Below are 23,783 nucleotides of genomic sequence, written 5' to 3' on the forward strand. Positions count from 1 at the left end.
GCCATGCGCTGGCCGACGGCGGGATTGTGGATGCGTGCCGATGAACGGCGGGCGGCCAGCGCGGCGCGCTGCTTGGCCAGGCCGTCCTGCGCGGCGGCTTGCGTCGCGCTGTCCAGGGCACGGCCCAGCAGGCTCAGTTCTTCCAGCTTTTGCGCAGCGAAGGACAGCCAGCTCTTCAGTTCGGCATCCAGCTCGGTTTCATAGGCCAGGTCCACCGGCACGTGCAGGAGCGAGCACGACGGCGCGAGCCACAGGCGGTCGCCCAATTGCTGCTTGATCGGCGTCAGCGTGGCGATGGCGGCATCCAGGTCGGTTCGCCAGATGTTGCGGCCGTTGATGACGCCGGCAGACAGCACCTGCTCGGCGCCCAGGCCGGAAACCACTTCCGCCAGTTGCTCGGGCGCGCGGACCAGGTCCACGTGCAGGCCGGCCACGGGCAGGCCCAGCGCGGTCGGCAGGTTGTCCTTCAGGCCGTCGAAGTAGGTAGCCACCAGCAGCTTGACCGGACTGGCGGACAACTGGTCATAGGTCTGCTTGAACGCATCGCGCCAGGCTTGCGGCAGATCCAGCGCCAGGATGGGCTCGTCGATCTGCACCCACTGCACGCCCAGCCTGGCGAAGCGCGCCAGCACTTCCAGGTAGACCGGCAGCAGCGCGGCCAGCAGTTGCAGCTTGCCCGCGTCGGCGGCGCCGGCGGCAAAGGCGTCGCCCTTGCCCTGGTACAGCCAGGTCAGCGGACCGGGGATCACGGGCTTGATGGCGTAGCCCTGGGCCTGCGCTTCCTCGGCCTGTTCGAACAGCGATTCGCGGGCGATGCGGAAGGTCTGGCCCGGCACCAGTTCCGGCACGATGTAGTGGTAGTTGGTGTCGAACCACTTGGTCATTTCGCAGGCGGCGGCGGGCTTGCCCGACGGCGCCCGGCCGCGGCCCATGCGGAACAGCGTGTCCAGCGTGACAGGCTCGTTGTCCTTCTGGCCGAAGCGGGCGGGCACGGCGCCCAGCAGCGCGGTCCACTCCAGGATCTGGTCGTACCAGGCGAAGTCGCCCACCGGCACGAACTTCAGGCCCGCAGCGGCCTGCAGTTTCCAATGCTTGGCGCGCAGGTCGCGGCCGGTCTGCTCGAGCTCTTCGGCGGTCTGCTTGCCGGCCCAGTAGGCCTCAACCGCGCGCTTCAGTTCACGTTGCGCACCGATGCGGGGGAATCCAAGATTATGAATAGTAGTCATGACATCACCGCCGTTAGACAAAATTTGTTCAAGTGGCAGCTATTCTGGGGCCAAACCAAAATGAATCAAAATCAATGTGTACATTCATAAAATGAGAAAATCTCATACAATATGAGCTCATTCCGAATCCTTGCAGTCACCCATGCTTGAAATCCGCCATCTAGAAACGCTTACCGCCATCCGCGACGGCGGCAGCCTGCAGGAAGCCGCCGAGCGCCTGCACCTGACCCAGTCGGCCCTGTCGCACCAGTTGCGCGACCTGGAAACCCGGCTGGGCACCCCTTTGTTGAACCGCCGCACGCGCCCGGCCAGGCTGACGACAGCAGGCTTGCGTGTGCTGGCGCTGGCGGATGACGTGTTGCCGCGCATCCGCGCGACGGAACGCGACCTGCAACGGCTGGCCGCCGGCCGCACCGGCCGGCTGCACCTGGCCATCGACTGCCATTCCTGCTTCCAGTGGCTGATGCCGGCGCTGGACGCCTTCCGCGCGCAATGGCCGGACGTGGCGCTGGACCTGTCGGCGGCATTTTCCTTCGCCCCCCTGCCCGCCCTGGTGCGCGGCGACCTGGATCTGGTCATCACGTCCGATCCCCAGCCGCTGGACGCGGTGGAGTATCTGCCGCTGTTCAAGTACGAGCTGGTGCTGGCCGTGTCGGAATCCAATCCGCTGGCTGGCAGCAAGTTCGTCATGCCGGACCAGTTGGCCGACCAGACGCTCATCACCTACCCGGTGGACAAGCAGCGCCTGGACATTTTCACGGCGTTCCTCGACCCCGCCGACGTGGAACCGGCGGCCATCCGCCGCGCGGAACTCACGCCCATCATTGCGCAGCTGGTGGCCAGCAACCGCGGCGTGGCCGCGCTGCCCAACTGGGCGCTGACGGAATACATGAATCAGGGCTGGCTGCGCCTGTGCCGGCTGGGCCCGCAAGGCGTATGGCGCACGCTGTACGCGACGGTGCGCAGCGAGGACACGGATGCCTCGTACATCGACGAGTTCCTGACCATTACCCGCGACGTCTGCTTCAAGACGCTGTCGGGGATCAAGTCGGCAAAGTAAGGCGCCAGGCGCTGCGGACCGTAGCGCTCAGTCCTCGTCGCCTGCGCCCAGGATGCGGCGGATTACGTCATGCGCGAAGCCGCGGCTGGCCAGGAAACGAGCCTGTTTTGCGTAGGCCGCGCGGTCCTCCGGCTTGGCGCTGAAACGCTTCTTCCAGACTTCCAGCGCGCGGTCGTACTCGGTGGCCCGCAGCTGTTCGCGCAACTCGGCGACCTGGTTGTCGTCCACCCCGTGTTGGCGCAATTCCTGCACGATGCGCGCCGCCCCCTGGCGCGACGCGCGCCGATGAACCAGGCTTTGCGCAAAGCGTTCGGTGGATAGCCAGCCTTCCTTTTCCAGGGCGTCGAGCACGGCCTCGACTTCGGCCGGGTCCTCCGCATGGGCGGCAAGCTTGCGTGCCAGTTCCTCGCGGGCGTGCTCGCGCCGCGACAGATAGCCCACGGCCCGCATTTTCAGCGATGGCCCCTTGCGGGCGGACTGGCCGTCCGCATCCGGGCCGTCCTCGGCCGCAGCGGCACGGCGGCCACGGCGCGCATCGCCCGCTTCCGAACTGCGGCTCCACTGGTCCGCCTCATCACTGGATTCCGCGTCCTGCTCGCGGCGCGCATCCGAAGTGCGACGCAAGCCCTGAGGCTTGGCGACGGTTTCGAATTCGTCATCCAGCTTGGCGCGTAGGCGCTCGGCTGACGCGGGCGGCGGTTTCCAGCTCATGCGTTTCCTGCTTGCTATGCATAACGGCAGGCCCGTCCTGGCGCCTGCCGCAAGTATTCGGGCGACCCCGAGGCGAGATGCAGGCCCTTCGCGGCGGACCTGGATCCGCCCGCGCAAGGCCCGTCATCGATCCGATTACTCTTCGGTGTCTTCCGCCGTGGGCACGAATTCGGCCGCGCGGCTGACGATGCCCTGGTTCTCGCGGACACGGTTCTCGATCTCGACGGCCATGTCCTTGTGCTCTTTCAGGTACTCGCGGACATTGTCCTTGCCCTGGCCGATGCGGTTGCCGTTATAGCTGTACCACGCGCCGGACTTGTCCACCACATTGGCGGCCACGCCCAGGTCGATGATTTCGCCTTCGCGCGAGATGCCGGCGCCATACATGATGTCGAATTCGGCCTGCTTGAACGGCGGCGCGACCTTGTTCTTCACGACCTTGACGCGGGTTTCGTTGCCGACGACTTCGTCGCCCTTCTTGATGGAGCCGATGCGCCGGATGTCCAGGCGCACGGAAGCGTAGAACTTGAGCGCATTGCCGCCGGTGGTGGTTTCGGGGTTGCCGAACATCACGCCGATCTTCATGCGGATCTGGTTGATGAAGATGACCATGCAGTTGGTCTTCTTGATGGTGGCGGTGAGCTTGCGCAGCGCCTGGCTCATCAGGCGGGCTTGCAGGCCGGGCAGGGAATCGCCCATTTCGCCTTCGATTTCGGCCTTGGGCACCAGCGCCGCCACCGAGTCGATGACGATCAGGTCGACCGAGCCCGAACGCACCAGCGCATCGGTGATTTCCAGGGCCTGCTCGCCCGTGTCCGGCTGCGAAATCAGCAGATCGGTCAGCTTGACGCCCAGCTTGGAGGCGTACTGGACATCCAGCGCGTGCTCGGCGTCGACGAAGGCGCAGGTGCCGCCGATTTTCTGCATTTCAGCGATGACTTGCAGCGTCAGCGTGGTCTTGCCCGACGATTCCGGGCCGTAGATTTCGACCACGCGGCCTCGCGGCAGGCCACCGACGCCCAGCGCGATATCCAGACCCAGCGAGCCCGTGGAAACCACCTGGATATCATGCGAGACCTCGTTGTCGCCGTAGCGCATGATCGAGCCCTTGCCGAACTGCTTTTCGATCTGCGAAAGCGCGGCGGCAAGCGCCTTGGCCTTTTCCGATGCGGCGGCCTTGGTGGTTTTGTCGTCCATGTAGAGTCCTGTCTGTAACGTATCTGGTGTCGAGGGGATTGCGGATCTGGCTGGGAAGGTCAGTCTTGCTTCTGCCGGGCCAGGTTTGCCGGATTTGCCTAGCCCTGTGGTCCGGCGGGTGCTTTGAGCTACGGATCAGATTATGGCATCGGATTATACTGTACAAAAAAACAGTGTGCCAGTGTTTTGCACGTATACCCTGAGTGGCAAGCATGGCGCCATATGCCAGAATGCCAGACGAACCCGGCGTTTTTCCCCTTTGCGCCGCGGGGTCTTTTTTCACTGTAGCCCATGCGTATCCTGATCGCCGAAGACGACAGCATCCTGGCCGACGGCCTGTCCCGTTCGTTGCGCCACAACGGCTACGCCGTGGATGCGGTGCGCGACGGGCTGGCGGCCGATTCGGCGCTGGCTGCCCAGGCCTTCGACCTGCTCATCCTGGACCTCGGCCTGCCGCAACTGGCCGGGCTGGAAGTGCTGCGCCGCCTGCGCGCCCGCAACTCCGCCCTGCCCGTGCTGATCCTGACCGCGGCCGACAGCATCGAACAGCGCGTCAAGGGCCTGGACCTGGGCGCCGACGACTACATGGCCAAGCCTTTCGCGCTGTCCGAACTCGAGGCCCGCGTGCGCGCCCTGACCCGGCGCGGCGCAGGCGGCGGCGCCACCATGATCAAGCACGGCCGCCTGCTGTTCGACCAGACCGGCCGCGTCGCCATGGTCGACGACCAGACGCTGGACCTGTCGGCGCGCGAAGTCAGCCTGCTCGAGATCCTCCTGACCCGCAGCGGCCGCATGGTCAGCAAGACCCAGCTGGTCGACCACCTGTGCGAATGGGGCGAAGAGGTCAGCACCAACGCCATCGAGGTCTACGTCCACCGCCTGCGCAAGAAGCTGGAGCCCAGCGGCGTGAAGATCGTGACCGTGCGCGGCCTGGGCTACTGTCTTGAGCGGGACCAGGGTGCGGCGTACCTCGCAAGCTGAAGCGGCGCCGCCGGAAGCGCTGAACCAGGAAGCACTGGATGTCATGCGGGCGGGGGCCAAGGGCCCGAGCTTCGCGCCGCCGCAGCGCTCCCTGCTGGGCGAGATCCTGGACTGGATGCTGGCGCCGCTGTTCCTTCTGTGGCCCATGAGCGTGGCCATCACCTATGTGGTGGCGCAGAACATCGCCAACGTGCCCTACGACCGCGCACTGGCCAACAACCTCCACGTATTGACCCTGCAGGTCCACGCGCAGGACGGCCGGGCCGTGCTCAAGATGACCGACACCGCCCGCGAGGTCCTGCACGCCGACGAGACTGACAGCGTGTTCTGGCTGGCGCTGGGCAGTCGCGGCGAATACCTCGGCGGCGACCGCGCCCTGCCCCTGCCCTCCACCGTGGGCCAGCCCCGCCCCGGCGAAGTGCAATACGAAGACGCCACCTTGCGCGGCTTCGGCATCCGGCTGGCGTTCACCTGGGTAGACCTGCATTTGCCCGATACGCAGCCGGCGCTGCTGATCGCGGCCGAGACAGTCGAAAAACGCACGCAGCTGGCCAACGACATCATCAAGGGCGTGATCATTCCGCAGTTCGTGGTGCTGCCCGTCGCCGTGCTGCTGGTGTGGTTCGGGCTGTCGCGCGGGGTGGCGCCGTTGAACGCGTTGCAGCAGCGCCTGCGGGCCCGCCGGCCCGACGACCTTTCTCCCATCGACGAGCGCGCCGCGCCGACCGAGATCGCGCCCCTGGTGGCCGCGATGAACGACCTGCTGGACCGGCTTTCGTCCAACGTGCAGGCGCAGCGCCGCTTCGTTGCCGACGCGGCGCACCAGCTGAAGACACCGCTGGCCGGCCTGCGCACCCAGGCCGAGCTGGCCCTGCGCGACGCCAGCCCCGAGGAAATGCAGTCCAGCCTGCGCCAACTCGTGACCGGTTCAGAGCGCGCCACGCGCCTGGTAAACCAGCTGCTATTGCTGGCCCGGGCCGAAAACCCTAGCGCCATCGGCCTGACGCGCACCGACATCAACACCATCGCCTACGAGCAGGCCATGCACTGGGTGCCAATGGCGCTCTCGCTGAACACCGATCTGGGCTTCGAAGGTTCGGACCAGCCGGTGGAAATCAACGGCAACCCCCTGCTGCTGGCCGAGCTGCTCAACAACCTGGTGGACAACGCGCTGCGCTACACGCCGCGCGGCGGCCACATCACGGTGCGCGCGCAGAGCCGGGACGGACAGGCGCTGCTGGAGGTCGAGGATTCCGGTCCCGGCATCCCGCCTGAAGAGCGCGAACGCGTGTTCGACCGCTTTTACCGTGTGCTGGGCACCACGTCCGACGGCAGCGGCCTGGGCCTGGCCATCGTGCGGGAAATCGCCCAGAAGCATCAGGCCAGCGTCGAAATCAGCGATCACCCCACGGCGCATTCGAACCTGCCCGGCACGCGGATCCGCGTGGTTTTTCCGCTCTATGCCGAGTCCCTGGATACGCCCGCCGCATCCTAGGACTATCCCTAGCGCCCCAGGGAGCAGTTACTTGTAGTTTCAATTTTAAGACTCAAGTAAGGATCCCGTCAGAACCTCGTCAGCCTCGCCCCCCAATGTTGCGTATAGCTCAATGTCGGTCTGGCCGGCTGCGGGCGGAGCACGGCGGACAACCGCCGGCCATAAAAACCGAGGAGACATCATGAGCACAACAACCATGGCAGGCCGCGGTCCATCCGCGGATCCGCGCCCGATGACCAAGGATGAGCGCCGCGTCATCTTTGCGTCGTCGCTGGGCACGGTTTTCGAGTGGTACGACTTTTACCTCTACGGCTCGCTCGCAGCCATCATCGCGCAACATTTCTTCTCGGGCGTGAACCCCACCGCGGGCTTCATCTTCGCGCTGCTGGCGTTCGCGGCCGGTTTCGCCGTGCGTCCGTTCGGCGCGTTGGTGTTCGGCCGTCTGGGCGACCTGGTCGGACGCAAATACACCTTCCTGGTCACGATCGTGATCATGGGCCTGTCCACGTTCCTCGTGGGCGTGCTGCCCAGCTACGCCAGCATCGGCCTGGCCGCTCCCGCCATCCTGATCGTCCTGCGCCTGCTGCAAGGCCTGGCGCTGGGCGGCGAGTACGGCGGCGCCGCGACCTATGTCGCGGAACACGCGCCGCATGGCCGCCGCGGCTTCTACACGTCCTGGATCCAGACCACTGCGACCCTGGGCCTGTTCCTGTCGCTGCTGGTCATCCTCGGCATCCGCACGGTCATGGGCGAAGACGAATTCAAGGCCTGGGGCTGGCGCATTCCGTTCCTGATCTCGGTCGTCCTGCTCGGCATCTCGGTGTGGATCCGCCTGCAACTGAGCGAATCGCCGACCTTCAAGCGCATGAAGGAAGAAGGCAAGGGCTCGAAGGCGCCGATCGCCGAATCGTTCGGCCAATGGAAGAACCTGAAGGTCGTCATCCTGGCGCTGCTGGGCCTGACCGCCGGGCAGGCCGTGGTCTGGTACACGGGCCAGTTCTACGCCCTGTTCTTCCTGACGCAGACGCTGAAGGTCGACGCCAATACCGCCAACATCATGATCGCCATCGCGCTCCTGATCGGCACTCCGTTCTTCGTGGTCTTCGGCGCGCTGTCCGACAAGATCGGCCGCAAGCCCATCATCATGGCAGGCTGCCTGATCGCCGCGATCACTTACTTCCCGATCTTCCAGGGCATTACGCACTTCGCCAACCCGGCGCTGGAAAAGGCCCAGGCCACGGCCCCGGTCACCGTGATCGCGGACCCGGCCACCTGCTCGTTCCAGTTCAACCCCGTGGGCACCTCGTCGTTCACCAGCTCTTGCGACGTGGTCAAGTCGTTCATGGCCCGCAACTCGGTGAACTACAAGAACGAAGCGGCGCCAGCGGGCTCGGTCGCCAAGGTCAAGATCGGCAACGACGAGTTCGCCTCGTTCGACGGCAAGACCATGGCCCCGGCGGACTTCAAGGCCAAGGCCGCCGAACTGGACAAGTCGCTGACCACCGCCATCCGCAGCCACGGCTACCCCGCCAAGGCTGACCCGGCCCAAAGCAACAACGTCATGGTCGTGGTGCTTCTGGCCATCCTGGTGCTCTACGTGACCATGGTCTACGGCCCGATCGCCGCCATGCTGGTGGAAATGTTCCCGACCCGCATCCGCTACACGTCGATGAGCCTGCCCTACCACATCGGCAACGGCTGGTTCGGCGGCTTCCTGCCCCCGGTCGCCTTTGCGGTGGTCGCCGCGACAGGCAACATCTACGACGGCCTGTGGTACCCGATCATCATTGCAGTCATGACCCTGGTCATCGGCACGCTGTTCGTGCGCGAATCCAAGGACAACGACATCAACGCATAAACGACCATCCCCCGCCGGACGGGACTGCTGCGCCCGCCCGGCCTTTCAAAAGCTCCGTATGGAGCTTTTTTTTTGCGCCGGCTCAAGACTTTTCTGCCACCTGACCGATCAGGCGAAAAAAGAGATCAGCACTTTCAGGACCATGTCAGACCCGCGCCATTAGACTGGGCGCTCAGATTACGGCCTTGCGCCAGATCGGCCGACGATTGATCCCCCTGTCGGACGATTGCAGGGCCAGTGTTCTGACACCGATACCGCGTTCCCCGCGAGCCTTTTATGACGCGGTATTGCGTGCTCCCGTACCGGCCCGGCCCTCAATGAGCCGGGCCGCTTTTTTTTGTGCCGGCACACAAGGCGCAAAAAAATGGCGACCACACGGCGGTCGCCATTTTCGTATCCAGCAGGGGGCGGCCTGGACCGCCCGCAATCAGCGGCGCATGCCGACGCCGATCGCCACCACGCCGGCCACGATGGCCGCGATGCCGGCCCACGCGGGGATCGCCACCGACTTCTCGGTCTCGGCGGTTGCTTTCACCGAACCGATCTGCAGCACGGTCTCCTCGGATTTGTAATTGAAGCCCTTGTAGGCCAGGGCGGCGATACCCAGGACGATCAAGATGGCGCCGATGATCTTCATTTTTTCTCTCCAGTTCGACTAGCTGCGCGGACATTAGCGCATAGGCCCGCCGCTGTCAGTGACAGAAGGTGTCGCACCACACTGCGGTATTGCCGCACTTCGGCAAAGCGCCCGCGTCGTATAGAATCTACCCTTTTGGCCGACGCTCATGTGGTTCAAGAATCTCAAGATTTATCGCCTCTCCTCGCCGTGGACGCTGGTCGGCGACCAGCTTGAAGAAACGCTCGCGCGGCATGCCTACCAAAGCGGCAACAACCTCGAAATGCAAAGCCTGGGCTGGGTTCCTCCGCGCGAGAACGGCGGCCTGGCCCATGTAGTCAACGGCCAGATCCTGCTGAGCCTGCGGGCCGAGAAGAAGCTGTTGCCGGGCACCGTCGTCAACCAGGTCGCCAAGGCCCGCGCCCAGGAAATCGAAGAACAGCAAGGCTACAAGCCGGGCCGCAAGCAGATGAAGGAAATCAAGGAGCGCGTCACCGACGAGCTCCTGCCGCGCGCCTTCAGCGTGTACCGCGACACCCGCGTCTGGATCGACCCGCAGAACCATTGGCTGGTCATTGATGCGGCCGCCTCGGCCAAGGCCGACGAAGTCATCGGCCTGCTGGCCAAGTGCGTGGATCCCTTCCCGCTCGAAAACCTGTACGTCGCCCAGTCCCCGGCCTCGGCCATGACCGGCTGGCTGGCCGAGGACGAGGCTCCGGCCAACTTCTCCATCGACCAGGACACCGAGCTGCGTTCCTCGGGCGAAAGCGGCGCGGCCATCCGCTACGTCAAGCACTCGATCGACGCCGACGACGTACGCCGCCATATCCAGTCGGGCAAGCAATGCACCCGCCTGGCCATGACCTGGGCCGACCGCATTTCGTTCGTCCTGACCGAAGGCCTGGACGTCAAGCGCGTCGCGCCCCTGGACGTGCTGAAGGAAGGCAATGAAGGCGTGGCCGCCAACGACGACGAGAAGTTCGATTCCGACATGATGCTGATGACGGGCGAACTGGCCAAGATGATGGCCGAGCTGGTCGACGCCCTGGGCGGCGAAAAGAAGGTGTAAGCCGCTGGCGCCATTGCGCCTGCAAGCTGGGCCGCCCTTGGCAGGGCGGCCTTTTTCATGTCTGCAAGACTGGCTTCAGGCCGACACGGCGCGGTCGCGGCCGGCCTGCTTGGCCTGATAGAGCGCCTGGTCGGCACGGTCGATCAGATAGGCGTAATCAGGATGGCCGTCAAACGTCGCCACGCCGATGCTGGCCGTGATGTGCAGCGGTCCGGCCTCGGGAATGGTGAAGACATGGCGACGGATTTCCGCGCCGAGCTTCTCGGCCGCGGCCAACGCGGCCTCGCGCGGCGCATCCACCAGCACCACCAGGAACTCCTCGCCGCCATAACGGAACACGAAGTCGCTGGAGCGGCACGCCTGGTGCAGGACCTCGGCAAACTGGCGCAGCACCTGGTCACCCCCGGAGTGGCCGTGCTGGTCGTTGATGGCCTTGAAGTGGTCGATGTCCAGCAACAGGACCGAGAATTCGCTGCGCTGGCGCCGCGCAATCGAGATCTCGCGCCCGATCACCGAGGGCAGGAAGCGCCGGTTCAGCACATTGGTCAGCGGGTCGCTGCCGCTCTCGATCTCGGCCACCATGTCGAACAAACCGTTGAGCAGGTGCTTGATACGCGCCACCAACTCCTGCAATTCGCGCACATGGTCGGGCATGGCCGAGGCCTGCCCCAGTTCCTCGCCCCGCATCAATTGAGGCAGCACCACCCCGTCCAGCTGCGCGACGGCATCCGTGATCTGCTGCAGGCCCGGCGCGCTTTCGAACATCGCCCCGCCCTTGTGCTGCAGCCACAGCCCGAACTCGGAGGCCGCCAGCCGCGGCAGGCTCTGCCCGGCCGCGCGGTAATGCAGGCCGATCAGCACCGCCTGGCTCCATTCCAGCAAGGCGGCGCGCTGGCGCTCGCGCTCCGTGGAGATGTTCTGCCCCAGGGCGAAGAGCCGGTAGGCCTCGTCGTTGCGGGCGCCGCGGCTGATGTCGCGCATGAAGGCGCGGCTCATCTGCTCGACCGCCAGGTCGAACAGATTGCATACGTACTGGGTCGCCACGGACGCGGCCATGCCGTCCAGGTCGCTGGCGCGCAGGCGCAGGGCAATCTCGTTTTTCAGGATGCGGGCGCCGGCCATCACCAGATGGATGGGGATATGGACGCGGGCATGCACCTCGCCCACTTTTTTCTGCGTGGCCATCAGGGAGGCGACATCGCCCTGGTCGCGCACGCACAGCAGCCCCTTGAGCCAGCGCGTCATGCCCGCATGCAGGCGGCTCGACACGATTTCATGGGACAGTCGCGGGCCGGCCTCGGCGTCGGCCAGCAGCGTGGAATAAAAGGCGTCGACCAGCTCCGAAAGGCTGTCGCCCACCACGGCGGCGACTTGCCCGCGCGTATAGGCGTCAACCGACTGGTAGACCGCAACCCAGGCCTGCTCGTTGGACGCGCTCAGGTAGCACGCCTGATCGGATGCGCCAGCGTGCCGGTCGGGAAATGGCGGGACGCCGAGACTGCTTGAAGACATAGATAATCCGCCCGAAGGCTCCACGGCGTGTCCGGAAACGACACGCGACAGAAAAAGTCAGCGCGGATTATGCTTGAAAACCCCGGGCCGGGTCCGCCCGGCGGCCTCGGCCTAGGGATATTCGGGCCGGCGTCGCGCGCTTATTCGAGTCCGTGGAAGGACGAATCGTCCGGACCGACGTGGGACGGATGCTGCCAGGTCACGTCGCGCAAGGAGTGCTGCACCAGGCCCTCGACGCCCAGCAGCACCGCGAAGATCGCCATGCGGATGGGAATGCCGTTGTCGGTCTGGCGGAAGATCGCCAGGCGCGGGTCGTGGTTCAGGTCCACGCTCAGATCGTTGGCGCCGGGACGGCTGTCGCGCGGCAGCGGGTGCATCACGATGGTGTCCGGGCCGCAGTAGGCGTCGATGATGGCGCGGCTGATCTGGAAGTCCGGGGTGTAGCCTTCGTTCTCTTCGTTGGCGAAGCGCTCTTTCTGCACGCGCGTCGCGTAGATCACGTCGGCGCCGGCCAAGCCCTCGGCCAGCGTGCTCTTCTGCTCGATGACGTTGCCGTTGCGGCTGGCCTGCTCGATGATGTAGGACGGCATTTCGAGGCCCTTGGGCGACACCAGCGAGAACTTCACGTTCTTGTACAGCGCCATCAGCTTGATGAGCGAGTGCACCGTGCGGCCGTACTTCAGGTCGCCCACCATGGCGATATGCGCGCCGTCCAGCAGTTTGCCCAGGCGCGAGAACTCCGTCAGGATCGTGTACAGGTCCAGCAGGGCCTGGCTGGGGTGCTCGCCCGGGCCGTCGCCGCCGTTGACCACGGGAATGTTGGTGGCGCGGGCGAACTCCGCGACCGAGCCCTGGTCCGGATGGCGGATGACCATGGCGTCGACGTAGCCGCTCATGACGCGGCTGGTGTCGTAGATCGATTCGCCCTTGGCCATGGACGAGAACGTGAAGCCGGTGGTGTCGCAGACCGAGCCGCCCAGGCGGCAGAACGCCGAGCCGAAGCTGACGCGGGTGCGGGTGCTGGCTTCGAAGAACAGGTTGCCCAACACCGCGCCTTCCAGCACGCGGGACACTTTCTGGCGGCGCGCGATGGGCTGCATCATGTCGGCCACGCGAAACAGATCCTCGACCGATTCGCGGGTGAACTGATCCACCGACAGCAACTGGTGCTTACCTTCCACCGCGATACGGTCACGCAGAGGGCCTTCTTGTACGCTTTGCGTATATTTTTCCAGCAAGACGCCGTTCTGGACGATTTCGCTGACGAAGCGCTGCACCACTTCCGGCATGGCGCGGAATTCCTGCGAGCCTTCGGGCAGCAGCCAGGTATCGAGCGCGCGGCGCTTGACGCCGATACGCGTCGCGAACACATCGCGGGTGAGGTTCAGGCGTCGCATGGCGTCGCGCAGGAAGGCTTGCTGGGAGATGGTCATGACGGGCCCCGAACGGAAGATTTATATACGCTGTGCGCATATTATTCTCAACACAAATCCAAGTCCAACACTTTTGCGCACACGGGTTTACCCGCAATTACCGCCTTGCATAGGCTGTAGTCGTCAGGGGAGCATCCGTTATCGCCTGTCCAGCCGCCAGCCAGCAGGCGGCGCAGAAGGCAAGCGCGCTGATCAGGTAGCAAGACATGGCCAGAAGCTGCGCAGGCCAGTGGGCGCGCGTCAGATGACCGGTGTAGCCCTGGCGCAACAGGCTGACCTGCGCCAGGTAGGCAAACAGTATTCCCAGGCAGGCAGCGAGCAGGCCGCCCAGCAGCAGCGCCAACGGCACCTGCAGATCCGGCGCGGCGATGTCGCCTCCCACCACACCCAGCGAAAAGCCCGTCAGGGCCAGCGCCGCGCCGCCATTGAGCCAGCCCAGGAAGCGGAACGCCCCCGCCAAGAGCGAGAACGACAGGCCGCTGGCGCGGATCTGCTGGGAGCGGGCGTCCATGGATCAGCCTTCGGCGCCCTTGCGGCAGACCGGCGTGGCGCTCTGGATGGAAGCCTTGGCGGCGGCGATTTCGGCCGCGTCCCAACGGCCTTCGCCCAGCACGGTGATGGTTACCTTGGAGGTCGAAGGACTTGCGGTTTCGGCGGAGATCAATTCCAGCACCCTGGCGGGTTCCGTCACCTTATAGAGCTGCACCTCGTCCGGCGCGCCCTTCTCGCCCTTCACGTGGCGCCAGGCATAGGCGACGTTGTAGGCGTGCTGCACTTGCACGTGGCAGGTCCGCACGTACTCGCCCGCGCGGCGGAAAGCCGCTTCGTAGTTGGTATTGACGGTGAAGGTCTCCGTCACCACGGCATCGGACTCGTAGACCCCTTTGCTCGCGCAGCCGGCCAACAGGGCCGCAAACGCCATTCCCACCCACAAAGACTTGCGCATGACACTTCCCACGATCGAATTCAACTCCCCGAATTATGCCAGGAGGGGGGGCTGTGCTCCGGCAACAAAAAAGCCGCGAGAGCGATGCGCAGGCATGTCTCGCGGCTTCCGGGCCGGAATTGCGGCGCGGCGAACCAGGGCCGCCTACTTGGAGGCGGCGCCCTCTATCTTCTCGCCGCCCCGCTGGATGTCCTTGCCTGCCCCCGCTACGGTGTTGCATCCCGCCGAGAGGGCCGCGATCGAAAGCAACATGACGAGAAAGACTTTGTTCTTCATGGACATCTCCTGTCTGGGCTTGGAAAGTGAAGCCAGCATACCCCAAAGACCCTCATTTGGGCATGGGCCGGATGCAGGCGCCGCCCGTATCGGCGCAAGATCAAACACCGTTGAAAAGGCTTGCGTTCGCCTGTCGCGCAATTACCGCCAATCGATTAGGATTCGCAAATGACCAAGAAACACGCATCGCAAAACAGCGCTTCCGCCCACCAGGGCTGGGGCTGGGAACAGCCGCAATGCCGCGGACAAGCGGCTTTGGCGCTCTTCATCGACGATCTCCATCGGATTTTGCAGGCGCATGCCGCCGGCAAGCTGGCTGAAAGCAGCACGCTGGCCAACGCGCAGCAGAACGTGAATGAATTGCTGGCTCGCTACAACGAAATAGGCGCCGCGCCGGAAATTTTCCTCGGCCAATCGGTCGAACTCAAAGAAGGCGTGGACCGCAACGGTGTGTCCCATACGGTACCCATTTTTTCGGCGCGCCTGAAACAATCCCTGGTGTCCATGCTGGGCCAAGGCCCAGCCTAAAACACCGCCCGGCTTGCCAGCAGGTCCGGAACCATAAACAGAACAGTTACAGCAGGAGACCGCACAATGAAAAATACCGACAACGTCGTAGAGTTCCTGCGCTTGCTGTCGCTGGATGTCTCCCTGGGCGCCGCCGCCCAGTATGCCGCCGCCCAGGCGGATGCGCCCCTGGCCCTGGCCCGACTGGCCACCGCTCACGGTTTGCCCTGCAACGCGTCGGACTGGTCTGCCTTTGCCCGCAGTTGCCTGGACAGCCCCGAACTGGTCGATCAAGACGCCATTCCCGCGGAAGCCACCATCTGGCAGCTGGTGCAAGATCCCGCGCATGGCACCGACATTCCTGCCAGCTCGATTACCCGCGTCATCGGCATCATCACGCAACCCGAGGGCGGCGCGCCGGTGGTGGGACATGTGGTCGGCGACCTGGCGCCGCGCGCGCCGCTGGGCCTGGCGCCCTATTCCTCGGGCTCCTGAAGCCGCGCGGCCTCAGGCAGCTGGCGGCGCCTGGCCGTCGGACCGCAGGAATTCCATCACTCCGGCAGCGGCGATCACGCCGCTCGCCATGCATGCCGTCAGCAGATAGCCGCCGGTCGGCGCCTCCCAATCCAGCATCTCCCCCGCGCAGAACACGCCAGGAATCCCGCACAGCATGAGGCCGGAATCGAGCGAGTCGAACGACACGCCGCCAGCCGTGCTGATCGCTTCGTCCATGGGCCGCGCGCGCAGCAGGCGCAGCGGCAAGGCCTTGATGCGCAAGCCCAGGCGTTCGGCATCGCGGAAATCCGCGGCCGATGCGCATTCGCGCAGCAGCCCCGCCTTGACCCCGGTCAGCCCCAGCCGGCTCTGCAGATGGCTGGACATGGAACGCGAGCCGCGGGGATGCGTCACGGCAGCCATCACCTTTTCCTGAGACCAATCCGGGGCCAGATCCAGCAGGGCGATGGCATGCCCCTCGGCCTCGATCCGGTCGCGCAGCAGCGCGGACAAGGCGTATACCAGGCTGCCTTCCACGCCGGTTTCCGACACGACGAACTCGCCTTGCCTGACTGGCGTCCTGCCGGCCGCGGTCTCGCAAGCCATGGCCACGGATTTCACCGGCTGCCCGGCGTAACGCTGGCGGAAATGATCCGACCACGCCACGTCGAACCCGCAATTTGCCGGACGCAGCGGCGCAACCCCGACACCGTGCGCCTGCAGGCCGCGGGTCCAAGCCCCGTCCGACCCCAGCTTGGCCCAACTGCCCCCTCCCAGCGCCAGCACCACGGCATCCGCGGCGTAGTGCTGCTCGCCCTCGGGCGTATGGAAGCGCAAAACCCCAGCCGCGGGCCGCGAATCCGCCGGCCATCCCAGCCAGTGGTGGCGCATGTGCAAGCGCACGCCGCTGGCGCGCAACCTGGCCAGCCAGGCCCGCAACAGCGGCGCCGCCTTCATCTCCTGGGGAAACACGCGACCGGACGAGCCCACGAAGGTCTGGATGCCCAGGCCGTGCGTCCACTCGCGCAAGCCGTCCGCGTCCAGCGCCTGCAGCCAGGGCGCGACATGGGGCGCGCGGTCGCCATAGCGCCCCAGGAACGGCGCGGCCGGCTCGCTGTGGGTCAGGTTCAATCCCCCCCGCCCCGCCATCAGGAACTTGCGGCCGACCGAGGGCATGGCATCGAATACATCCACCTGCACGCCTTGCGCGCTCAGGCGCTCGGCAGCCATCAGGCCGGCAGGACCACCGCCTATCACGGCAACGCACGCGGCAGCCGGACTCATGGCGCCGGCGCCTTCAGGCCGCGGGAATGGATAGACGTAGCACTAAGCATGGGGAACAAACCGGGAGGGAATGGCAAACAGGCGCAGGCGCGCCAGGAAGGGAAAAGATTGTCGCATAGCCGCAGCGCCAGGCAGGTTGGACGCAAAAAACGCCCCGATGGGGCGTTTTTTGACCGGTGCTACCAAGTCATTGTTATAACAGGGAAAACCCGAAATGCGCAGAGGCTATCCCAAGGCTTGTCCACAGTAGCTGTGGGTAATTCAGCCCGGGCATGAGCCTCGGAATCAGGCGTGGGCCGCGGCCAGCATCGGGCCGGACCAAGGTTCGGCGTCCATCTGGAAACGCAGTTCCTGGTATTCACCATCCACTGAAACGGAAGACAGCAGGCCGGCGCCCAACGCCTGGCCGAGTGCGCGGCGGCACAGGGTTTCAGGATCGTCGGGCAAGGACTGGAAGACCCCATCCGGTATGCGCAAGCGCAGCAGCGCCTGGGGATCGCCGCGTTCCGCGGGCCGGCCGATATGGATATGGGCAGGATAGCCGTGGGGGCACCAAATGCCCACGTGGTATTTGCCGTCAGCGCCAGTATCGGCGACATAGCCAGGATGATCGTATTTTGCTGTTCCCATGGACCCTCCTCGAGTGCGGCAACCTAGCGCGCGTGACCCATGGTAGCGCAGGGTTGGAGGCCTGTGCGGCCACGAACACCAGGGAAAGTCCGGACTGGAACAAAGGTTTGACGCAGAGCAAGCGGCGCAGGGAATCCTGCCTGAGGGCGAAAAAAAAGCCGCGATGAAAATCGCGGCTTTCTTCTGCAAGGGATCATCCGGCGCGCATCTTCCGACACGCTGCGGGACCATCCGGGTCCTGCTTGAAACTGGTTGCGGGGGCAGGATTTGAACCTACGACCTTCGGGTTATGAGCCCGACGAGCTGCCAGACTGCTCCACCCCGCGTCTGATGTGTGAATCATACATCATTTTGAAATCTTGTGCAGCGCACCCAGCCGATTTTTTCGATTCTTGAGCAGTTCCAGCTGAAAAAAAGCGGCGGCGGCGCTAAAAAGGCGCTGTGCGTAGCCCGGGTTGTCCACGCAGATCAGCTCCGCCGGGCCGATGGCCGTGACGTGCGCCACGCCGCCGTAGCCCAGGCCGTGGCCCTCGCCCGCATTGATGCGCACGGATACCGCGCCAGGCAGTCCACCCGCGGCTTCCGGCCCGTTTGCCGGCTCTTCGATCCGCACGCTGCCGCTGACGCATACCAGGGTGGCGCCGGCGCGCAGGACCAGTTTCCGGCTGGCGCCGGCGGCAAGTTCCAGGCGGCGGGCCTGGGCATCTGGGGCGTAAGTCGCAATCATCGTCATCTCCTGTCGGACAACTACAGGCTACGCGCGCCCTGCTATGCGCAACAGTCACAATCCCTGGGTTTCTGTACCGATGCAGATGCTCGATTTCCACGCTGTTATGGTGTACTTTGGCTGAATCTGTGCCTACCCTCATTCCAACCTCGGGGAGCATGATCGGCGCATGGACCCGCAACCGCTATATCTACGCCTGGCCAACCATTACCGCCGCGCCATCCAGACGGGTGTGCTGGCGCCCGCCCAGCGCATGCCCTCGGTCCGCACCCTGGTGCGTACCCATCACGTCAGCCTGTCGACCGCGCTGCAGGCCTGCCGCCAGCTGGAAGACGATGGCCTGATCGAAGCGCGTCCCCGCTCGGGCTACTTCGTGCTCAAGCCCCGGCGCAACAGCATCCCGCCCGTCGACGAGCCGGACATCCGCCAGACGCTCGGCGCCGCGCAGTATGTGGGCATCCACGACCGGGTTTCGGACTTCGTGGCCAAATGCGAAGCGCACCCGGTCAGCGCCAACTTCGCCCTGGCCGCGGCTGTGCCCGAGGCCTACCCGCAGGAGGAACTGAAGCAGGCCATGATGCGCGCGCTGCGCCAGTCACCCGAAGTGCTGGTGAGCCCGGTCCCGCCACAAGGACATCCGGACCTGCGCACCGTGCTCGCCCGGCGGGCGCTGGCCAATGGCATCAACGCCACGCCCGACGACGTCATCGTCACGCATGGCTGCATCGAGGCGCTGAACCTGGCGCTGCGCGCGGTGGCCCGGCCTGGCGACACGATAGCGGTCGAATCGCCCGCGTACTTCGGCCTGCTGCAAATACTGGAAAGCCTGGGCATGCGGGCGCTGGAGATCCCCACCAGCCCGCAGCACGGCCTGTCGATCGAAGCGCTGGACCTGGCCTTCCAGACCCACGGCAACATCCGCGCCGTGGTGGTGGTGCCCAATTTCCAGAACCCTCTGGGCTGCGTCATGCCCGACGCGGAAAAGGCGCGGCTCGTCGCCCTGTGCGAACGCCAGCAAGTGCCGCTGATCGAAGACGACACCTACGGCGCGCTGACCGACGACGACACGCCGCTGGCCGCCGCCAAATCCTGGGACGCGACCGGCAACGTCATCTATTGCTCGTCCATGCACAAGACGCTGGCGCCGGGCATGCGCCTGGGCTGGCTGCTGGGCGGCCGCTGGAAGGCCCGCATCGCCATGCTGAAGTTCGCCCAAAGCCGCCCCAATGAACCGCTGGCGCAGATTGCCGTGGCCGAATTCATGGGCTCGCGCGCCTACGATCGCCACCTGTCGCGCCTGCGCCGGCACCTGAAGATGCAGCGCGACCAGACCGCCGAGACCATCGCCGCGCATTTTCCTCCTGGCACCCGCCTGAGCATGCCGCAGGGCGGCATGCTGCTGTGGGTAGAGATGCCTGACGGGCGTTCCGGCACTGACGTGTTCGAGGCCGCCCTGCGCCAAGGCATACGGGTCGCGCCGGGCGCAATGTTCTCCAACGGCACGCGCTACAACCACTTCCTGCGCATCAGCTGCGGACAACGCACCACGCCCGAGATCACCAGCGCCCTGCAAACCTTGGCGCGCATCGTGGCCGAGCGGCCCAGATGAACCCAGCCCTGCATCAGTTCATCGTCGACTACGGCCTGTGGGCGGTGTTCGGCGGCACGCTGCTCGAAGGCGAAAGCGTGGTCGTGTTCGCCGGCTTCCTGGCGCACCAGCAGCTGCTGCACCTGCCCTACGTGATGCTGTGCGCCTTCGCCGGTTCGTTCCTCGCCGACCAGGCGCTGTTCTTGCTGGGCCGCCGCTACCGCGATCATCGCTATGTCCGGCGGATCCGCGAGAAACCCGCTTTCGAGAAGGCCTTGGCGGCGGTGGACCGCTATCCGCACGGCTTCATCCTGAGCCTGCGCTTTCTGTATGGCCTGCGCACCGTAGGACCTGTGGCGCTGGGCGTGTCGAACGTGCCGCCGCTGCGCTTCCTGGTACTCAACGCCATCGCCGCCGCCATCTGGGCCGTGTGCTTCAGCGCCTTGGGCTATCTGTTCGGTCAGACCATCGAATCCATGCTGGGACGCCTGCATGGCGTCGAGACCAAGCTGGCCGTGGCCATCGCGATCGGCGCCATCATCTGGCTGGCATATCACCTGCTGGGCAAACGCCGCAAATAAAGCGGCTTCAGACCACCAGCTTGCCGCTGGCCCGCAGCACGTAGCGGCGGCGCGCATTGCGGTACCAGCGGCCTACCAGGGGCAATCGCGCCAGGCGGCGCAGGATGGGGTGACGCTGGTCGAAGTCGTGCCAGGCTTTGAAGCCATGCCCCATGCGCTCCCAGCTCTGGCACGCCTCGGGGGAGAGTTTGCCGGGGTCGAAAGCCGCCAGCTTTGCTGCTTCCGAGACGCGCACCGCGATCGATCCGCCTCGGCATTCCAATGAATACTGATTCCGCATGGGGCCGCATATTACCCGGCTTGCATGACCTGCGCCGCGCCGCCAGCACCGCTGCCAGCGAGCGCAAATGGAGCCAGCTTTGAGCGCCCCATGCAAGCCTTTGTAATTAAAGGAAATTGGAGATCTATGCCCGCGCTATCCCAAGGCTTGTCCACAGAAGTTGTGGGTAACTCCCGCCACTGCCGGCGCCAGTGGGGCGGCTATTTCAGTGCGCCCAGGACCATGTCGCGCACGCTCTCGAAACCAGCCACGTACTGCGGGTTCTCGGAGCGAGCCAGCAAGCTGGAGTAATTCTGTTCGAGCTGGGCCTCGATGGCCTCGCGCAGGCCGGGCGTAGCCTTGGCCAGATGCAGCATCGACAGCAGTGTCGAATTCAGCGCGTCGATGCGGCCGCCCTGGTGCGAAATGGTATGCACGATGACGGCGATTTGTTCCTGGATGTCCATTTGAAAGCCTCCTGGCATTGAAGTCGGCGCAAATCCTAGCACGGCGCCGCGCCTGCCCATGCTAGGCAAGCCCTGCCCGCCGCGCTAGCATGAAGCGTGGCCGCAGAGGCACGGCGGCGCACGTCACCGGCTCCGTTTCCCGGGCTGCGGCCCTCGAAACTCCGGTGCAACCGGAGGCCCCCATGAAGACCATCCAGAACTACGTTGCGCCGGACGCCCAATCCATGCGCCGCCTGCAGGACCGGCTGGGATACAGCGACGCGCGCATGGCGGAACTAGCCGGACTTGACGCGGCCGTCCCTTGGCACAGTTATATCGGCGGCGCCGAACCGCGCTCGCTGGGCCGCCAGCGCCTCTTCTATGTGGCGGCCCGCCTCACGCTGGATGAAGCGCAATGGCAGCGCGTGCTGGCCGCCATGCACGAACTGGGCGCGCGCTTCGACTACGAAGATTTGCGGCAGCCGGACGCCCTGGCCGCGCCCGAGCCCGTAGCGGACGAAGAGCGCAAGTTCGGCATGCTGCTGGTCAGCCGCAATGGATCCTTCCACGAAATGGAGCAACTGCGCGAGTTCGCGCATTTCGCGCACGAGGCCGATGTCAGCCGCTATGTGCATTCGGCCTTCTATGACAGCGACATTGATCTGTGCCGCTTCAGCTTCGCCGACCACGACGGCCTGGACGACGCCAGCCGCGACCGCATATTCGATGCCGCGCGCAAGACCATCACGCGCTTCGAATTCGACGGCCGCATCTATCAGGGCGGCATTCCGCCCGAATCGGACGGCTAGCGCCCGGCCCGCCCGGGCGCGTGCGCACCGCTGCGCATTGACGCGGGCGGCCCAGCGCCTGTACCGTCGGCACTCGCGCCCTCTCGCTGCATGCCGCCCATCACCGTATGAACGAACGACTCGACGCCATCGACCGGCAACTGCTCAGCCTGCTGCAAGCCAATGCGCGCGAACCCGCCGCCATCCTGGCGCGCAAGCTCGGCCTGGCCCGCACCACCGTGGTGGCCCGCATCGCGCGGCTCGAGCGCGAACACATCGTGGCCGGCTATGGCGTGCGCCTGGGGCGGCTGCTGGAAGAAGCGGCGGTGCGGGCCTATTGCTCCATCAGCGTGCTGCCCAAGACGACTGCCGCAGTGATGCGCGAACTGGAGAGAATGCCCGAAGTCGAGGAGGTCTCGTCGGTCAGCGGCCCCTACGACTACCTCATCTTCCTGCGCTGCGAGACCCACGAACAGCTCGACGAATTGCTCGACCGCATCGGCTTGATCGACGGGGTCAAGCAGACCCAGACCTCCATCGTCCTGAGCCGCAAGCTCGACCGCCGCAGCGCCGTCGCCGCGCCCTGAAATGATGGTGTAATTGGGATAATTGCCATTTCAGGACGCCTCATGTTTGCACGCCTTGCCCCCGCCGCCGTATTGCTCGCCTTGCTGACCGCCTGTTCCAGCATGAGCGAAGTCACGTCCGTCGGCAAGGACACTTACAGCGTCACCCACAGCTCCGGCACCCAGATGATGACCTGGGTGGAAATCAAGAACCAGGCCCTGCTGCGCGCCGAACAGTATTGCCAATCCATCGACCGCAAACTGGTCAAACCCAAGATCACGTCGAACCACGCGACCGGCCTGGGTCCCAAGCGCGCCACCGTGACCTTCGAATGCGGCGTCATCGAACCGCCCAAGAATCCCTCGAAGTAAGGCGGCGGCCCGCCCGCGATCGGGTGTAGCATGATCCGCAACACAACCTCAGTCCCAGCACCGTGAAGACCTCCCTGCCCGTGGGCATCACCATGGGCGATGCCGCCGGCATCGGCCCCGAAATCGTCGTCCAGGCATACGCGCAAGGCCTGAATGCGCCTTGCGTGGTGTATGGCGACGCGGGCGCGCTGCGGCGCGCCGCCGCCCAGTTGGGCGCCAGGCTGGAAATCGTCGAGATCGCGAACGTGAGCCAGGCCTCGCCGGGCGCGGACCACATCAACGTCATCGCCTGCAGCCCCGCCCTGGCTGCCGACCTGCCCCTGGGGCAGATCAGCGCGGCAGCCGGACGCGGCGCCTACGATTACGTCTGCGCCGCCATCGACGACGCGCAGGCCGGCCGCATCCGCGCGATCGTCACCGCGCCGCTGAACAAGAAATCCATGCATGCCGCCGGCATCGACTATCCCGGCCACACCGAAATCCTGGCGGAGCGCTCGAACACGCGCGACTTCGCGATGATGCTGGCCAACGACGAGCTGCGCGTGCTGCTGGTGACCATCCACGTGGCGCTGGCCGACGTGATCGCGCGCATCACGCCGCAAGCCGAACTGACCGCCATGAAACTGGCCGACCAAGCCTGCCGACAGATGGGCATCGACCAGCCGCGCGTGGCGGTCGCGGGGCTGAACCCGCATGCGGGCGAAGGCGGCAAGTTCGGCCGCGAGGACATCGACATCATCGAACCCGCAATCGCCGCCGCCCGCGCGCAAGGCATAGACGCCAGCGGCCCCTGGCCCGGCGACACGATCTTCATGCGCGCCCGGCGCGGCGAATTCGATATCGTGGTGGCGCAGTACCACGACCAGGGCCTCATTCCGGTCAAGTACCTGGGCCTGGACCATGGCGTGAACGTGACGGTGGGCCTGCCTTTCGTGCGCACCAGCGTCGACCACGGCACCGCCTTCGACATAGCCGGCAAGGGCCTGGCCGACCACGCCTCTCTGGTCGCCGCCTTCGACCTGGCGCTGGCCATGACGCCTTGAGCGTCGCGCCGCGGCCCGCGCGGCGCTGACAACTGGCTGTCAGGAAGCAAGGCGTCCCCGGGACTACAATACGCCCCGTTTACGCCGCCCGCGGCGCTTTCCGTCCGCTCTCCCTCC

The 23,783-nt window shown here is 65.5% G+C and carries 26 protein-coding genes, 1 tRNA gene and 1 pseudogene; 13 read left to right on the forward strand and 15 right to left on the reverse strand.

Annotation, left to right across the window (positions count from 1 at the left end; all coding sequences use genetic code 11):
• Positions 1–1,226: pseudogene (locus tag WBB14_RS07840) on the reverse strand (5-methyltetrahydropteroyltriglutamate--homocysteine S-methyltransferase); the annotation flags it as partial.
• A gap of 142 nt (positions 1,227–1,368) precedes the next feature.
• Here WBB14_RS07840 and WBB14_RS07845 point away from each other — a divergent pair.
• A complete protein-coding gene (locus WBB14_RS07845) occupies positions 1,369–2,286 on the forward strand; it encodes a LysR substrate-binding domain-containing protein (protein WP_424239335.1) in 918 nt (305 codons plus the stop codon).
• A gap of 27 nt (positions 2,287–2,313) precedes the next feature.
• On the opposite strand, the gene recX is transcribed toward WBB14_RS07845, so the two are convergent.
• On the reverse strand, positions 2,314–2,997 hold the full coding sequence (recX, locus tag WBB14_RS07850; RefSeq protein WP_424239336.1) for a recombination regulator RecX: 684 nt from the start codon (positions 2,995–2,997) through the stop codon (positions 2,314–2,316).
• A gap of 135 nt (positions 2,998–3,132) precedes the next feature.
• Positions 3,133–4,194 (reverse strand): recombinase RecA, encoded by a 1,062-nt coding sequence (recA, locus tag WBB14_RS07855; RefSeq protein WP_332014511.1) that lies wholly within the window; start codon positions 4,192–4,194, stop codon positions 3,133–3,135.
• 291 nt (positions 4,195–4,485) lie between these two features.
• On the opposite strand from recA, the gene WBB14_RS07860 reads away from it, so the two are divergent.
• The 3 genes from WBB14_RS07860 to WBB14_RS07870 all read left to right on the forward strand — a co-directional run bounded on the left by WBB14_RS07860 (position 4,486) and on the right by WBB14_RS07870 (position 8,528).
• Positions 4,486–5,175, forward strand: coding sequence for a response regulator transcription factor (locus WBB14_RS07860; protein ID WP_013392535.1), 690 nt, complete (start codon positions 4,486–4,488; stop codon positions 5,173–5,175).
• 115 nt (positions 5,176–5,290) lie between these two features.
• Positions 5,291–6,670 carry a sensor histidine kinase N-terminal domain-containing protein gene (locus tag WBB14_RS07865; RefSeq protein WP_424239391.1) on the forward strand — a complete coding sequence of 460 codons (1,380 nt, stop codon included), beginning with the start codon at positions 5,291–5,293 and terminating at the stop codon, positions 6,668–6,670.
• 196 nt (positions 6,671–6,866) lie between these two features.
• The gene (locus tag WBB14_RS07870; protein ID WP_424239392.1) at positions 6,867–8,528 is read left to right on the forward strand and encodes an MFS transporter; all 1,662 of its coding nucleotides are present in this window, start codon (positions 6,867–6,869) and stop codon (positions 8,526–8,528) included.
• A 427-nt stretch (positions 8,529–8,955) separates the two neighbouring features.
• Here the strand turns inward: WBB14_RS07870 and WBB14_RS07875 are convergent, their stop codons facing one another.
• A complete protein-coding gene (locus WBB14_RS07875) occupies positions 8,956–9,165 on the reverse strand; it encodes a hypothetical protein (RefSeq protein WP_059379226.1) in 210 nt (69 codons plus the stop codon).
• Positions 9,166–9,313: 148 nt separating this feature from the next.
• On the opposite strand from WBB14_RS07875, the gene WBB14_RS07880 reads away from it, so the two are divergent.
• On the forward strand, positions 9,314–10,213 hold the full coding sequence (locus WBB14_RS07880; RefSeq protein WP_054451049.1) for a recombination-associated protein RdgC: 900 nt from the start codon (positions 9,314–9,316) through the stop codon (positions 10,211–10,213).
• 75 nt (positions 10,214–10,288) lie between these two features.
• Here WBB14_RS07880 and WBB14_RS07885 read toward each other — a convergent pair whose 3' ends face one another.
• The 5 genes from WBB14_RS07885 to WBB14_RS07905 all read right to left on the reverse strand — a co-directional run bounded on the left by WBB14_RS07885 (position 10,289) and on the right by WBB14_RS07905 (position 14,380).
• Positions 10,289–11,725 (reverse strand): diguanylate cyclase, encoded by a 1,437-nt coding sequence (locus tag WBB14_RS07885; protein ID WP_424239337.1) that lies wholly within the window; start codon positions 11,723–11,725, stop codon positions 10,289–10,291.
• A 140-nt stretch (positions 11,726–11,865) separates the two neighbouring features.
• On the reverse strand, positions 11,866–13,158 hold the full coding sequence (locus WBB14_RS07890; protein ID WP_332014514.1) for an aspartate carbamoyltransferase: 1,293 nt from the start codon (positions 13,156–13,158) through the stop codon (positions 11,866–11,868).
• Positions 13,159–13,255: 97 nt separating this feature from the next.
• Positions 13,256–13,669, reverse strand: coding sequence for a hypothetical protein (locus tag WBB14_RS07895; RefSeq protein WP_424239338.1), 414 nt, complete (start codon positions 13,667–13,669; stop codon positions 13,256–13,258).
• 3 nt (positions 13,670–13,672) lie between these two features.
• Positions 13,673–14,104: a BPTD_2524 family lipoprotein gene (locus WBB14_RS07900; protein ID WP_424239339.1), complete on the reverse strand. Its 432-nt coding sequence runs from the start codon at positions 14,102–14,104 to the stop codon at positions 13,673–13,675.
• Between the two features lie 144 nt (positions 14,105–14,248).
• The gene (locus WBB14_RS07905) at positions 14,249–14,380 is read right to left on the reverse strand and encodes an entericidin A/B family lipoprotein (RefSeq protein ID WP_424239340.1); all 132 of its coding nucleotides are present in this window, start codon (positions 14,378–14,380) and stop codon (positions 14,249–14,251) included.
• A 168-nt stretch (positions 14,381–14,548) separates the two neighbouring features.
• Between WBB14_RS07905 and WBB14_RS07910 the strand changes: the two genes are divergently transcribed.
• On the forward strand, positions 14,549–14,908 hold the full coding sequence (locus WBB14_RS07910) for a hypothetical protein (protein ID WP_424239341.1): 360 nt from the start codon (positions 14,549–14,551) through the stop codon (positions 14,906–14,908).
• Positions 14,909–14,974: 66 nt separating this feature from the next.
• Positions 14,975–15,382, forward strand: a complete 408-nt coding sequence (locus WBB14_RS07915; RefSeq protein ID WP_424239342.1) for a hypothetical protein — start codon at positions 14,975–14,977, stop codon at positions 15,380–15,382.
• A 12-nt stretch (positions 15,383–15,394) separates the two neighbouring features.
• Here the strand turns inward: WBB14_RS07915 and WBB14_RS07920 are convergent, their stop codons facing one another.
• The 4 genes from WBB14_RS07920 to WBB14_RS07935 form a co-directional block, all read right to left on the reverse strand.
• On the reverse strand, positions 15,395–16,666 hold the full coding sequence (locus tag WBB14_RS07920) for a TIGR03862 family flavoprotein (protein WP_424239343.1): 1,272 nt from the start codon (positions 16,664–16,666) through the stop codon (positions 15,395–15,397).
• Between the two features lie 285 nt (positions 16,667–16,951).
• Positions 16,952–17,296: a hypothetical protein gene (locus WBB14_RS07925; RefSeq protein ID WP_424239344.1), complete on the reverse strand. Its 345-nt coding sequence runs from the start codon at positions 17,294–17,296 to the stop codon at positions 16,952–16,954.
• Between the two features lie 249 nt (positions 17,297–17,545).
• Positions 17,546–17,622 (reverse strand) — tRNA-Met (locus tag WBB14_RS07930).
• 20 nt (positions 17,623–17,642) lie between these two features.
• Positions 17,643–18,023, reverse strand: coding sequence for a hypothetical protein (locus WBB14_RS07935; protein WP_424239345.1), 381 nt, complete (start codon positions 18,021–18,023; stop codon positions 17,643–17,645).
• Positions 18,024–18,192: 169 nt separating this feature from the next.
• Here WBB14_RS07935 and WBB14_RS07940 point away from each other — a divergent pair, with 169 nt between their 5' ends.
• A complete protein-coding gene (locus WBB14_RS07940) occupies positions 18,193–19,632 on the forward strand; it encodes a PLP-dependent aminotransferase family protein (RefSeq protein ID WP_424239346.1) in 1,440 nt (479 codons plus the stop codon).
• Positions 19,629–20,192, forward strand: coding sequence for a DedA family protein (locus WBB14_RS07945; protein WP_424239347.1), 564 nt, complete (start codon positions 19,629–19,631; stop codon positions 20,190–20,192). Before WBB14_RS07940 ends, WBB14_RS07945 begins: the two co-directional genes overlap by 4 nt.
• Before the next feature lie 7 nt (positions 20,193–20,199).
• Here WBB14_RS07945 and WBB14_RS07950 read toward each other — a convergent pair whose 3' ends face one another.
• Together WBB14_RS07950 and WBB14_RS07955 are read right to left on the reverse strand one after the other, a co-directional pair.
• On the reverse strand, positions 20,200–20,427 hold the full coding sequence (locus tag WBB14_RS07950; RefSeq protein WP_424239348.1) for a hypothetical protein: 228 nt from the start codon (positions 20,425–20,427) through the stop codon (positions 20,200–20,202).
• Between the two features lie 245 nt (positions 20,428–20,672).
• A complete protein-coding gene (locus tag WBB14_RS07955) occupies positions 20,673–20,918 on the reverse strand; it encodes a hypothetical protein (protein WP_424239349.1) in 246 nt (81 codons plus the stop codon).
• A gap of 182 nt (positions 20,919–21,100) precedes the next feature.
• Between WBB14_RS07955 and WBB14_RS07960 the strand changes: the two genes are divergently transcribed.
• From WBB14_RS07960 to pdxA, 4 genes are all read left to right on the forward strand, one after another.
• The gene (locus WBB14_RS07960) at positions 21,101–21,706 is read left to right on the forward strand and encodes a hypothetical protein (RefSeq protein ID WP_424239350.1); all 606 of its coding nucleotides are present in this window, start codon (positions 21,101–21,103) and stop codon (positions 21,704–21,706) included.
• A gap of 107 nt (positions 21,707–21,813) precedes the next feature.
• On the forward strand, positions 21,814–22,272 hold the full coding sequence (locus tag WBB14_RS07965; RefSeq protein ID WP_424239351.1) for an Lrp/AsnC family transcriptional regulator: 459 nt from the start codon (positions 21,814–21,816) through the stop codon (positions 22,270–22,272).
• A 42-nt stretch (positions 22,273–22,314) separates the two neighbouring features.
• Positions 22,315–22,623: a hypothetical protein gene (locus WBB14_RS07970; RefSeq protein ID WP_424239352.1), complete on the forward strand. Its 309-nt coding sequence runs from the start codon at positions 22,315–22,317 to the stop codon at positions 22,621–22,623.
• A 62-nt stretch (positions 22,624–22,685) separates the two neighbouring features.
• On the forward strand, positions 22,686–23,666 hold the full coding sequence (gene pdxA, locus WBB14_RS07975) for a 4-hydroxythreonine-4-phosphate dehydrogenase PdxA (RefSeq protein WP_424239353.1): 981 nt from the start codon (positions 22,686–22,688) through the stop codon (positions 23,664–23,666).
• The last annotated feature ends 117 nt before the right edge of the window (positions 23,667–23,783 follow it).

Origin of the sequence: Achromobacter sp. (assembly GCF_049647645.1) — a bacterium.
Classification (GTDB): Bacteria; Pseudomonadota; Gammaproteobacteria; order Burkholderiales; family Burkholderiaceae_B; genus Achromobacter.